This window comes from Thermostichus sp. OS-CIW-30, from assembly GCF_054060215.1.
The window spans coordinates 74,226-86,091 of record NZ_JBSSCZ010000009.1; the positions used below are offsets into that span (position 1 = coordinate 74,226).

Annotated in this window: 10 protein-coding genes; 2 read left to right on the forward strand and 8 right to left on the reverse strand. The window is 59.6% G+C overall.

What is annotated here, in order from left to right; translation table 11 throughout:
* Positions 1 to 77 precede the first annotated feature (77 nt).
* The gene (locus ACVWZF_RS05460) at positions 78 to 1,844 is read left to right on the forward strand and encodes an ABC transporter substrate-binding protein (protein WP_011432424.1); all 1,767 of its coding nucleotides are present in this window, start codon (positions 78 to 80) and stop codon (positions 1,842 to 1,844) included.
* Between the two features lie 144 nt (positions 1,845 to 1,988).
* On the opposite strand, the gene ACVWZF_RS05465 is transcribed toward ACVWZF_RS05460, so the two are convergent.
* Together ACVWZF_RS05465 and ACVWZF_RS05470 are read right to left on the reverse strand one after the other, a co-directional pair.
* Positions 1,989 to 4,154, reverse strand: a complete 2,166-nt coding sequence (locus tag ACVWZF_RS05465; protein WP_011432425.1) for an amylo-alpha-1,6-glucosidase — start codon at positions 4,152 to 4,154, stop codon at positions 1,989 to 1,991.
* A gap of 131 nt (positions 4,155 to 4,285) precedes the next feature.
* Positions 4,286 to 5,356, reverse strand: a complete 1,071-nt coding sequence (locus ACVWZF_RS05470) for a glycosyltransferase family 4 protein (RefSeq protein ID WP_011432426.1) — start codon at positions 5,354 to 5,356, stop codon at positions 4,286 to 4,288.
* Between the two features lie 256 nt (positions 5,357 to 5,612).
* Here ACVWZF_RS05470 and ACVWZF_RS05475 point away from each other — a divergent pair, with 256 nt between their 5' ends.
* Positions 5,613 to 6,308: a hypothetical protein gene (locus ACVWZF_RS05475; RefSeq protein WP_041436270.1), complete on the forward strand. Its 696-nt coding sequence runs from the start codon at positions 5,613 to 5,615 to the stop codon at positions 6,306 to 6,308.
* Positions 6,309 to 6,449: 141 nt separating this feature from the next.
* Here ACVWZF_RS05475 and ACVWZF_RS05480 read toward each other — a convergent pair whose 3' ends face one another.
* From ACVWZF_RS05480 to ACVWZF_RS05505, 6 genes are all read right to left on the reverse strand, one after another.
* Entirely contained in the window at positions 6,450 to 7,751 is a 1,302-nt protein-coding gene (locus tag ACVWZF_RS05480) for a class I SAM-dependent methyltransferase (RefSeq protein ID WP_011432428.1), read from the reverse strand.
* 30 nt (positions 7,752 to 7,781) lie between these two features.
* On the reverse strand, positions 7,782 to 8,894 hold the full coding sequence (locus tag ACVWZF_RS05485; RefSeq protein WP_457411052.1) for a glycosyl transferase: 1,113 nt from the start codon (positions 8,892 to 8,894) through the stop codon (positions 7,782 to 7,784).
* A gap of 82 nt (positions 8,895 to 8,976) precedes the next feature.
* Positions 8,977 to 9,876, reverse strand: a complete 900-nt coding sequence (locus tag ACVWZF_RS05490) for a DMT family transporter (RefSeq protein ID WP_011432430.1) — start codon at positions 9,874 to 9,876, stop codon at positions 8,977 to 8,979.
* Entirely contained in the window at positions 9,876 to 10,241 is a 366-nt protein-coding gene (locus ACVWZF_RS05495; protein ID WP_011432431.1) for a hypothetical protein, read from the reverse strand. The genes ACVWZF_RS05490 and ACVWZF_RS05495 overlap by 1 nt, the downstream gene beginning before the upstream one ends.
* 59 nt (positions 10,242 to 10,300) lie before the next feature.
* Entirely contained in the window at positions 10,301 to 10,582 is a 282-nt protein-coding gene (locus ACVWZF_RS05500; RefSeq protein WP_011432432.1) for a hypothetical protein, read from the reverse strand.
* A gap of 114 nt (positions 10,583 to 10,696) precedes the next feature.
* Positions 10,697 to 11,773: a leishmanolysin-related zinc metalloendopeptidase gene (locus tag ACVWZF_RS05505; protein ID WP_457411053.1), complete on the reverse strand. Its 1,077-nt coding sequence runs from the start codon at positions 11,771 to 11,773 to the stop codon at positions 10,697 to 10,699.
* Positions 11,774 to 11,866 lie beyond the last annotated feature (93 nt).

An 11,866-nucleotide genomic window follows, 5' to 3' on the forward strand; every position in this document is an offset into this window, starting at 1 on the left:
CCTCGATTGGGAGAGGGGCTGGGGGTGAGGGGCGCTGGCGGGCCCTTTCAAACTTGCTCGGATACTCAGCCAAGGAAATGGCAGGCCAAAACACCACCTCAACAGAGCAGCTCAAGAGAAGCCTTTTTGTTCCCCTATTCCTAGGGATCCTCCTCCTCTGGCTTGGCGCCTGTGCTGCTCCCGCCCGCCCGCCCCATCTCATTGCCACCGTTACCTCGGATCCCAAAACCTTCAACACCTATCTGGCCACCGAGAGCTCCAGCCGCGACGCCATCGCCTACCTAGAGGCGGGCCTGGTCACCCTCGATGAAGATACCCTCCTGCCCAAGCCGGAGCTGGCGGAAGGCTGGGAAGTGTCTGAGGACGGCTTGCGCTATGTCTTTACCTTGCGGGAAGGGCTGCGCTGGTCGGATGGAGAGCCTCTGACAGCAGCAGATGTGGACTTTACCTTTAACCGCATCATCTTCAACGAGCGGATCCCGACTTCTGCGCGGGATGTGCAGCGAATTGGAGAAGCTGGAGCACTGCCTCAGGTGCGGGCCCTGGACGAGCGGCGGATTGAGTTTATTTTACCGGAGCCCTTCGCTCCCTTTCTGCTGCAGGCGGGATCCCCCATTTTGCCCAAGCACATCCTCGAGCCCACCGTCGAGCAGGTGGACAGCCAGGGCAACCCCCTTTTCTTGCAAACCTGGGGTATCGACACGCCGGTGCAGGAGTTGGTGGGGGCCGGCCCCTATATCTTGCAGGAATACACCCCCGGCCAGCGGCTGGTGTACCGGCCCAACCCCTATTACTGGAAAGGGGAAGGGATCCCGCGCATTGAACGGGTAATCCTGCGCATTGTGGACTCAGAGGACACCGCGCTGCTGCAGTTTCGCTCCGGCGAGACCGACGTGTTTTCGGTGCGGGGGAGAGATTTTCAGCTCTTGAAGCGGGAAGAAGAACGGGATCAGTTCACCATCTACAATCTCGGCCAGACATTGAACAACTATTTCTTTGCCTTCAACCTCAGCCGCGCCCGTAACCCCCAGACCGGGCGGCCTTTTGTGGATCCCGTCAAAAGCCGCTGGTTTAACGATTTGAACTTCCGCCGGGCGGTGGCCCACGCCATGAACCGGCAGTTTTACGTCGATAGCGTCCTGCAAGGGTTGGGCGAGATCCAGCACTCGGTCTTCTCCCCCGCCAGCCCTTTCTACCTCAGCCCCGAAGAGGGCTTGCCCACCTACGACTACAACCCTGAAAAAGCGCGGCAACTGCTCCTCGATGCCGGATACACCTATGATGCTGAGGGCCACCTGCGGGATTCCGAGGGCAACCGTGTCCGTTTCACCTTGCTCACCAACGCCGGCAACAATCAGCGGGAGGCCACCGGCGCGTTGATCAAAGCTGATCTGGAGCGGATCGGCATCACCGTTGATTTTACCCCCATCGCCTTCAACACCCTGGTGCAGCGCACCGATAGCCGCGACTGGGAAACCCTGCTGCTGGGCTTTGGTGGCGGCGGCACCGAGCCCAACAACGGCTCCAACATCTGGCGCAGCGATGGCCGTTTGCACCTCTTCAATCTGGGAGATTTGCCCGGCAACCCGGCAGAAGGGGTTGAGGTCAGCGATTGGGAACGGGAGATCGACCGCATCTTTATTGAAGGGGTGCGGGAACTGGAGTTTGAGAAGCGCAAAGCCCTCTACGACCGGTTTCAAATCATCATTCAGGAACAACTGCCCCAAATCGGCACTTTTAACCCCCTGGTTCTCTCGGCCCTGCGCAACCGCATTCAAGGGGTGGATCCCCGACCTATTCTGGGGCCCTTGTGGAATTTGGATCAGCTCTACATTCAAGAGTAGAACTTCTGATGACGTGTCTGATGATGCATCTGATGATGTGGGATAGGGAGAGGCTGTCTGAACTGTTGAGTTGTGTCCCTATCGCCACATTTGGCAGGTGAAACTTAGTTGTAGGTTGGGTTGCGGATGTCTTGAATTTTGCAACTATTTCACCGTCAACTCCACGTCCCCCGCACTCCTGAGAATGTTGATCCCCACTCCCCCCGCTTGTAAATAGAGGCCGATGTCCAGGGATCCCTGGCCCACCTGCACATTCTCAAGAATGACATGGGGCAGCCACAGGGGCAGAGTGGGCTTGGTTAAATGTACCCGTTGAGCCAGCCCGTCGATCTCCAGCCCCAGACAAGCCTGCAGCAGCAAAAACACACTGGCCGCCGCCCAAGACTGGGGCAGACAGGCCACCGGATAAAGGGTGGGGCCCTCCCGCTGTCGCCGCCGAAAGCCACAAAACAGCTCAGGCAGCCGCTTCAGCTCCAGAAACTGGCTGGCATCGAACAGCGCTGTCAAGACCCGCACCGCTTCGCCCTTGAAGCCATAGCGAGATAAGCCTGCGGCAATCAAGGCATTGTCGTGGGGCCAGATGGAGCCATTGTGGTAGGACATGGGGTTGTAGCGCCCCTCTCCCTCCGGCACTGTGCGGATCCCCCAGCCGCTGAAGAAAGCTGGCTCCAGCAGTTGCCGGGCAATGCAGGCAGCATGCTCGGGATGGGCAATCCCCGAAAACAGACAGTGGCCCATGTTGGAGCTGCGCACCCGGCAGGGTTGCTTCTGGCCATCCAAAGCCAGGGCATAGCCCCCCAACTCTTCGCACCAGAAGTGATCCCAAAACTGCTGCTGCAGCTTTTCCGCTTGTTGTCGCAACTGGGCTGCTTGCTCTTGCCGCCCCAGCAGCTCGGCCATCTCTGCTGCCAACTGCTTAGCTTCGTAGGCATAGCCCTGCACCTCGCACAGGGCCAAGGGGGGTTCTGCCAGGGATCCGTCCGGGTAGAAGATGGCATCTTCAGAATCTTTCCAGCCCTGGTTGCGCAGGCCCCGCCGCGCCTTGCCGGCATACTCCAAAAAGCCGTCCCCGTCCGCATCCCCGTAAGTGTCCATCCAGTGCAGGGCTGCTTCGATGTTTGGCCAGAGCTGCCGCAACAGCTCTAGATCGCCGCTGCGGCGCACGTAGCGCCCTGCTAGCACCACAAACAAAGGGGTGGAGTCAATGCTGCCGAAATAATTGCCAAAGGGGATCTCGCGCGTCTTGGCCATCTCGCTGGAGCGCTGCTCATGCAGGATCTTGCCAGGCTCGGCATCGCGGCTGGGATCCACCTCCTGGGCCTGGTGGGCCGCCAGATACAGCAGCACCCCCCGCGCCAAGTCTGGAAACCACCAGAGAGTGGCCAGGGCGGTGATCAGGGCATCGCGCCCGAAGACCGTGGTAAACCAAGGCACCCCCGCATAGGGATAAAGCCCGTAGGGAGTGCGGGTGAGCATCATCAGCAGATCATCCCGTGAGGCGTTGAGCCAATCGTTAAACTGAGCATTGCCGGTGTCGATCCGGTGGGCTTGCGCCCGCAAGGAAGCCCTTTGCTCCCGCTCCGCCTGCAGAGCCTCCTGGTAGGTCAAAGGGGCGATCTCCTCCCCGCCGTAGCTGCAGATCACCCTCAGCTCCAAATCCCGTTCCTCCTGCGGGGCCAAAGGCACCCACCACTGCGCCAGCTTCTCCGACACTAGCTCCGGCGCCGGCAAAAATTGCAACTGGGTTTGCCGCTCCACTCCATCCAAGCCGCGGTAGCGGAGAACCACTCCCTCAGGGTTCACCTGGGCCGGCAGCACTTGACCCCGCTGGGCCCGTCGGATGCCCCGGATCTCAAAAATATCGGCAAAGTCCGCCTCAAAGCGCAGGGTAATCGGCACGCGAAACGGCTCCGAGCCGTAGTTGTGAATGCGAATGCGCTCGTAGGCTACGTTGTTCCACAGAAAAGTAGTCCGTAGAACATGCAGGGTATCTTGACCGATAAACTGCCCCTCTGAGGTGGTGAACTCCGGGTTGGTCAGATCCACCGCCAAAATATCTTTGTCTTCCCGCACCTCTGAGCTGAGCAGCAGGAACTGCTTTCCCTGCAAGTCCAACACCCAGCGGGACAAAAAGCGGGTGTCGTCCCGGAAGAGGCCATGATCCCGGATGCCGAGGGGGCGCATGTTCCCTCGCCGGTCAAAGATGGCAAAGCAGTTGTCATGCTTGAGAACATGAGAGCGTGCCTCCACCCAAGAGGCGCTGGCCCGGATGTAGTACTGATCTTGAATTTGGATGATGTCTTCTGCCATCTCGGTCTTCTCGATCCCTATCCAGCCGGTCTCCTACGCGAACAGCTTACTGCTATCGGTCCACTCAAAGAAGGCGAAGAAGCAGGGGCCCCCCGATGCAGCCCAGCAGCCCTAGCTGCTACTTGGCCCATCTAAGCCTTATTAAGCTGCCTTCTTCGCGACATCTCCTGCCGCTCGTTCACCAGTTGGCGGTAGAGAGCCTCGTAGTCCGACACCATTCTTTCCACGCTGAACCGCTCCTCAAACACCTGCCGCACCCCGGCTCGGCTCAGGGATCCCACCTTCTCCACAGCCTCCACTGCTTCCTCCACCGAGTCGACAATAAAGCCGGAGCGCCTGTCGGCCATTACCTCGGGTACTGAGCCAAAACGGGTGGCAATTACCGGCGTGCCACAGGCCATCGCTTCAATCATCACCAGCCCAAAGGGCTCCGGCCAGCGGATGGGAAACAGCACCGCATAGGCCTTGCCCAAAAACTCGCTTTTCTCTTGGTCGGTGATTTCCCCTATGATCTCCACATTGGGGTGGCGACTGGCCAAAGGCTTAATTTCTAACTCGTAGTACTGGCGATCCACCGCATCGATCTTGATAGCAGCCTTCAGCGGCATCCCTGCCCGCGCCGCAATTTCAATAGCCGTGTCCAGCCCTTTTTCCGGGGAGACCCGGCCCAAAAAGGCCAGGTAGTCCCCCTTTTCTGGATAGAAACGGTGGAGATCCAGGGGCAAGCCGTGGTAGACCGTCCCCACCCAGCGGGCCTGGGGCAGCGGCAGCCGCTGGGCGTTGGAGATGGAGACCACCGGAATGTCCTGAAACTCGGTGTAGAGGGGCTGCAGCTCCGGAATGTCCAGTCGCCCGTGTAGGGTGGCCAAAAAAGAAACCTGCGGGTGGCGACGGGCCAGGGCATAGGGATAGTAGTCGATGTGGCCGTGGATAATGTCAAACTCGTCGGCCATCTGAAAGGCTTTCTCCACCATCAAAATATGAGGAGCCACTGTGTCGATGGCCGTGGGATCCAAACGCAAAGCCCGCTCCCGAAAGGGGATGAGGCGAGCTTGGGTTTGGGAGTCGCCGCTGGCAAACAACGTCACCTCATGCCCCCGCCGCACCAGCTCTTCGGTGAGCCAAGACACAACTCGCTCGGTGCCGCCGTAGAGCTTGGGGGGCACACTCTCATGCAAAGGGGCAATCTGAGCAATGCGCATAGCCATCCTCCACACCGAATCATCACTGCTTAACGAAAACTTCTGCTGGCGCTCCGCCGCCGACCCTTGGGATCCCCTGTTGAGGGCACGCCATTCCTGGCTAGACTGTTCCAGAGTGAGCAGGAAAGGAGTTCAGGCTGCCGCCACCTGCCGGAGAGTTGAAGAGGCTTGAATGAGAACCCCAGCCATCACTTGCTCTTGCCCGCCGCAGCTTAATTTTCCTCCTCAGCGCTGGCTGTGGAGTTGCTTGGGAGCCATGGCCATAACGGCTCTCACGGCTGTTGCCGCTTGGGCGCGGCCAGTGCTGGAAGTACGCATGACCCTGGGTTTGCCCATCAGCCCCAACTACTGGTACATGGTAGCTCTCAGCCGGGCCGGCAGCCCTGGCCCTACCGCCAACTTGGTGGATCCCAACGTCCGTGTGGGGCTCAACGAGTACACCTTTGTGCGGGACTGGGATTACCTCATTCGGGTTACCCCCCTCAACGAAGAGTCGGTCTTGCAAGCCACCATCCAGCGGTTTGGAGAGCCGGAACGAGAGTTTGCCGTTGGCTTTAACCAGGTACGGGTTAATCGCCTTACCCGTGACCGCGATACCCTCAATTTCCAGATCGATATCTCCGAGCTGCAGGGTCTCGATGGGCGGGATCAAGATATTCAGGTGGCTCTGCTCACCGCTCGCGCCCCCTTCCGTGTGGCCCCCGAAGAGACCAATCTGGCCATTGATGCCACCCGGGGAGATTTGCCCAATTTCTATCGCCTCAGCCTGTCCAATCAGCGGCAGGTGGTTGTGGATGATCCCCAGCGACAAGAGACGGTGCGCCGCAGCCGCGAATTGATCCAACAAAGTGGCTCCGGAGCTGCCCTCACTCGCGACCTTATCGAGGGCGGGGCTTTGGAGATTTTGGCCGCCAACATCCTCACCTTCGAGCTGCGCCTGGTGGATCGCTAGAGAGGGATCTCTTCCCATCTGACATCTGCCCAAGACCGTTCTTGCAGCCCGGCAGAGCCTCAATCCCTCAATAGTCGTTCCAAGTTGCCGTGAACCGGCCCATTGGCTTCCCTCTACCCTTGGGAGAAAGGCTCGGGGATCTCAAGCGATTGGAAAAACTCCTTCTCCTGGAACGGGTGCAGGATCCAACATCACAAACAAAAACGACTCCAGCCCTGCCAGGTAGGTGAGCACCTCCTCCTGGGCCGCTTCCGGCTCTAACGTGTTGACCTGAGCTGCCTGCTCAATCATGGCCTTCACCGGCGTTGGCCCCTGCAACAGGGATCCCAACCAAGCCATCTGAGGGGCTGAGATGGTCAGGCGCCCATAGCTGGATCCCGGCCAATTCATGGCAAACTCCAGCTTCTTCTCGTAGGCTTTGGCGAAGCTTTGGCGAAATTCGACGTTGTCGGCCAGGATGGGGTTGAGCTGCACTCTGCCCCCCAGCCAATCGGCGTCGCTCCAGGGCAAGACCAAGGAAGAGCCGGGGTGTTCCGCCCAAAAGTCAATGAGGCGATGGTTGGGGTAGATCAGCTCATAAAAGTGATTCTGGTCGGCAGGCGAGAGTTTGTCCAGCTCAGCTTGCAACCAGGGGGGCATGGCCCTCTCCTTGAACAAAAGCGCCGGATCCCAGTCGGCATAGTCCACCAAGCAGACAAGGCCCAGATCGGCGTCTGCGAGCATGCGCATCAGGTCGGGGATCAGGAAGCCCTTGTCTCCTGGCAAGAGGTAGTTGGCCCGGATGTTGGTGTCGTCTTTGTAGATCTCAGGGTTCCAGCGCAGGGCTGCCCGCATTTCGTCCGAGGCCAAACTGGCCATGAATTCCCGCACCCGCTGACAGGCTTCAGGGGTGGGCAGATCAAATAGCCCCAGCAGCCGAAACGCCTCTTGCATGCGGAAGATGACCTCCCGCTGGTAGGCGTGATGTAGGTTGGCCCGCAGGATCCCGTCAGGTTTGAGAACCCGCTTGAGGGCTTTTAGCCCCGCCACCGGATCGTCCAGCAGATAGAGCACATCGTTGAGGCTGATGAAGTCAAATTCCAACCCCAACTGTTCGATATCCAACAGGTCGAGAACATACAACTCCACCTCTCCAAAACCGTGGTAGCGCAAGCGTCGCTCCGTCACCCGTACCGACTCTGCTGACAGGTCGCACACCACCAGCCGCGCCCCTGGATTGGCCTCCGCCAGGATCAACGTTTCCCAGCCAGAGCCGCAGCCAGCATTCAAAATGAGAGCGCCTTCGCTGGGCACAATGGCGCGGGTGCGGGCGTATTGGGCGGTGGTCAAACTTAGGCGGTACAACCCGTCAATGGCGTTGCGGCCCGAGGCCTCAATGGAAACATTGGGGTAGGGCAGTTCTTCGTACAGTTGCCGCAGAGATTCTGTCGAGCTGCTGGCCATGGGATCCGCTGCAGGAAGCTGCCCTTTATGCTACCCGGCATCCCTTCCCCGCAGGAATGCCTCTAAGGCAGCAGCCAGGGTTTCATTCCCCTGCAGATCCAATCCATCCGGCCTCTGGGGTGGGTGGGCGGGATCCCGCAAAAAGTCCCAGGATCCTTGAAAAAACTCCTCTGGCGAGAGAATGCGATGCCAGCCGTAGCGCTGCAGACCCTCAACCAGCAACGGCGACTCGGCAAACCCAGAGCGGGTAACACAGGCCATAGGTGTGCGGCTGCGCAGGGCCTCTGCCAAAGTGCCATAGCCCGGCTTGGACACCACCCAGCGGCAGAGGGGCATCACATCCACCGGTCGCCACACCCGCCCATCCAAAACCCGCAAGTTGGGCAAGGGGGGAGCTTCCGGATCAAAGGTGAGAAACTGCCAGTCGGGAAAATCTTGGAGCCGCTCGTAAGGAAACCCCTGCACCCCCAGCCCGCCAAAGGTGAACAAAGCCCTGGGTTGATCCGGGTGTAACCCCAACTGGGCGGCGACCTCTTCTGGTGGGTAGCGGGGATCCGATCCCGTCAGCCCCACCTCCTGCTGACGCGGAAAAGCGCTAGTGCTCCGCACCGCTGACGCGACCATGCTCTCGCTAAAGGGCAGGCGAAACAGAAGGTCACATTGCCCATAGAGCTCCTGGATCCAGGCCACAAACGGTTGAAACTCCGGGCCGTATTCTTGGTAGATGAAATCCCAGCCAAAATTACTGGCCATCCAGCAAGGGATCCCAGCAGCCTGGGCAATCGCCGCAGCAATGGGCGGCACATCCGCCAACACCAAAGGCACCCCCTGGGCTCGAATGAAATCCGCTTCTTCTCGAACAAGCTCCGCAGCGCTGGCTTTAAACGCCTTGAGGGCAGCCAACGTAGCCGGCAGATCCGCTTGCAGCCCATCCGGCTGCACCACCCCCACATCCAACGCCCGCGGCCGATGGAGAAACTTCCCCTCCACGTAACGCTCCAGGAGCCAGCGGGGAGCCGGCGTAACAAAGATGGGCAGAACATGGGGATCCCGCCGCAGCAAAGCATTCACCACTGCCGCCAGACGGGTAACGTGCCCAAACCCGTGCGCTGTTGCCGCCACATAGAGAGGAACGGGATTCATTGTGCTCTGCACCGCTAACGCGATAGGACTCCGTCCCGCTAACGCGATAGGACTCCGTCCCGCTGGCGCGAACGCAACCGCCTCAGGACAGAACAGGATCCGCGGGGGGCTTTTCCCTATGGGATCCCCACAAGTTACTCGCCAAGATCAAGCCCAGGCCCACCACAGATCCCAGCGCAATCGTCTCGCCCAACAGCACCGCAATCAACCCCAACGACAAAAAGGGCGTCACATACACCCAGTTGGCCAGGGATCCCCGGTGGCCCGCCAACTCCAAAGCCCGCAGCCAAAACACAAAAGTTAAGCCCATCTCCGCCAGACCAATGTAAGCTGCCCAACCCAGCCCCGCAACTGTCCAAGAGACCTCCTGAAACGGCAGCAGTAGCAGGCCATAGAGGCTGCCGAAGAGAAACCCCATAAACAGCTTCAGCACCGCATCTCGCCCATCCCGCACATTGAGTAGCCAATAGAGCGCCCAGAGTCCAGAGCTGCCCACCGCCAGCAGCACCCCCCAGGGATCCTCCACCTGCAAGGTGCCCCAGGATCCCCCCGTAGCCACCAGCACCACCCCCAGCAGGCTCACCCCCAAGGCCAACACCAGCCGCCAACGGAAGCGCTCTCCCAGCAGCGGCACCGCCAGAAGAGCCAGCACCAGCGGCCAAGTGTAATTCAGAGCCATCGCCGCCTGAGCCGACAGACGGTCATAAGCCTGGAACAACACCCCATAGTAGCCGAAGGGGTTGAGCAGCCCCTGAAGGGCCGACAGGCGGATTTGGGATCCCCTCTGCTTGCCGAGGAACCCTGCCCGCCCTGTAACCACCAAAACGATCCCCAGGATCAGGCAAGAGCTAAAGGCCGAAAAAATCAGCAGAACCGTCGGCGACAGGTACCGCAACCCAAACTTAAAAGCGCTGGCAGCCGTAGCCCAGCCCAAGATGGCCGCCGCCAGGTAAGCATAGGCTCGCCAGGGATCCCTAGGCATCAAAAGCTGTCGAGATGGTGCTCCGCACCGCTACCGCCGTCCTCTGGCTTCGACTTAGCTCCGGTGGGAAGGCCCAGCCGCGGTGCCACCACCCAGGCGTAGAGCAGGTAGCCCAACCCCGCCACCACCGCCCACCTGAGAACAGTGCCGAAAACCCGGAAGAACAGCCCAACCAGAAGAATACAGCCCAGAATGGCGAAGACCGTCACCAGTGGACGCCCCCAAGTCTCAATCCAAGCTCGAACGGCACTTTTCCCCCGAGACGCAACGGATGTTCCCGACTCCCGAGAGGCTGCAGCCGCCTGCTCCAGTTCACGCTCAAGCTGTTTCAGCCGTTCTTGTTCTGAGAAAGAGAGATCGGACATAGAGAGCAGTCTCCAGCGTTTCACCTCCATCTTACGAGCTGCTCCCGAAGATGGGCAGACTAAGCCCGCGCCGAAGGGATCTCCTGAACCATAGCCCGGAACACATCCAAAGCCGGGCCAGGGCGACGGTTAGGACGCGGAGCCGAGATCTCATTGGGCACAAAAGGCTTCTCCACCACCACCTTGGGCTTGTTGGCAGGAGCAGTTGCTGTAGCCGCAGGAGCAGAGCTGGGAGAAGCTGGTGCAGAACGAAAAGGCCCGGTAACAAAATCCACCAAGCCGCCGAAGAGAATGCCGAAAAAGGAGAACAGGCCGCCGAAAAGCTTCTTGAGGATACCCATGGCTCATTGCAAAGAAATGAGGTGAGAGATTGTCGAAGTTGTGAAGTTGTACAACTTGACCTTCATTATTGTTAAGAAGCAGCATCTTGGCCATGAGTAAATATGCTCTTTTTCTCAGGGATCCCCCACCCGCCTGCCCTCGGCGTCAAATTGCTGTAGGGGCAGGATCAACTCCAGCTCCTGCAGTTCCAAAGGCTGAGGGATCCCTCTACTGCGCCCCAAAGCAAAGCCATCCGCCGCTGCCGGGTTCACGTCATAGCCGATATCTGCCATTGCTTCGACGGTGAGAATGCTTAAGGGGTTGGCTACCCCCCGGTCGATGCGGCTGGTCATCAGCTCGCGGCCCAAGACGCTCTCCCGCCAATGGGAATCTCGGGATCCCTCCCCAAACTGGTTCTCCAAGGGCACAGAGGGCGCGTTTCCTCCCAGCCTAGTGAAGGCGCTGACTGCCCTAGGGCCGATAAAGCGGGGATCGTAGCCAGGGGGCGTAGGCTGATCCCGTCCCACCAAGCCCACCGTTAGCCCCTTGGGATCCCAGACGATGGGCAAGAAGCCCAAGGCATGGCCCAACTCGTGCAGGGCGGTAATGGGCAGATCCCCTCGTTCTTCCAGGGCAGATAGATTTTGACTGTTGAACAGAACTACGGAGTAAAAAGGCAGACCATTAGAGGCCCGTACAAAACAGGGAGCAGCTCCCCCCAAAATTCGCTCGTCGCCGAGATTTCTGGCCCGCACCTCCACCAACAGATCGTCGATGGGGAAATTGAGTGGCGTGCTGGGAAACCCTCGATCGCATTCGTCGGCCCGAATGGTGGTGGGGGGCAGATCCGGCTGGTCACCAACGATGATCTGTTGCCAGCGCAGAGCGGCATTGCGGATGATCGACTGCTGGGTAGGAGTGAGACTGTTGTCGGGAAAGCGAACGTCAATGGTGAACTGGGAAACAGGGGCAGTCGTTGGCGAGGGCAAAGGGGCAGGAATGACAGTCGGAGTAGGGGTGAGAACGACAGTTGGAGTAGAAGTGGGAATGACGGTTGGAATGGGAGTGGGAATGACACTCACAGAAGAGGAGCCACCACTTCCCCCGCAGGCCTTGAGCACCAGTACCAGAAGCACAGCCACCAGGGATCCAAGCAGACGCAGACCCCATACTTTCCCCAGAAGCTGTCGCTGCCCCGAAAAAACCTTCACACCACCCCCAAACGCAAAGAGCCTCACGGCCCAGTTGGATCATACCGGCTGCAACCATCCTCCCGAGCATGATTTGCGTCACACCGCACCGGT

Bases quoted from the DNA above. Each gene is read 5' to 3' on its own strand.
- ACVWZF_RS05500 (WP_011432432.1), bottom strand. From the start codon at position 10,582: ATGGGTATCCTCAAGAAGCTTTTCGGCGGCCTGTTCTCCTTTTTCGGC.
- ACVWZF_RS05480 (WP_011432428.1), bottom strand. From the start codon at position 7,751: ATGGCCAGCAGCTCGACAGAATCTCTGCGGCAACTGTACGAAGAACTG.
- ACVWZF_RS05460 (WP_011432424.1), top strand. From the start codon at position 78: ATGGCAGGCCAAAACACCACCTCAACAGAGCAGCTCAAGAGAAGCCTT.
- ACVWZF_RS05470 (WP_011432426.1), bottom strand. From the start codon at position 5,356: ATGCGCATTGCTCAGATTGCCCCTTTGCATGAGAGTGTGCCCCCCAAG.
- ACVWZF_RS05475 (WP_041436270.1), top strand. From the start codon at position 5,613: ATGGCCATAACGGCTCTCACGGCTGTTGCCGCTTGGGCGCGGCCAGTG.
- ACVWZF_RS05485 (WP_457411052.1), bottom strand. From the start codon at position 8,894: ATGAATCCCGTTCCTCTCTATGTGGCGGCAACAGCGCACGGGTTTGGG.
- ACVWZF_RS05490 (WP_011432430.1), bottom strand. From the start codon at position 9,876: ATGCCTAGGGATCCCTGGCGAGCCTATGCTTACCTGGCGGCGGCCATC.
- ACVWZF_RS05495 (WP_011432431.1), bottom strand. From the start codon at position 10,241: ATGTCCGATCTCTCTTTCTCAGAACAAGAACGGCTGAAACAGCTTGAG.
- ACVWZF_RS05465 (WP_011432425.1), bottom strand. From the start codon at position 4,154: ATGGCAGAAGACATCATCCAAATTCAAGATCAGTACTACATCCGGGCC.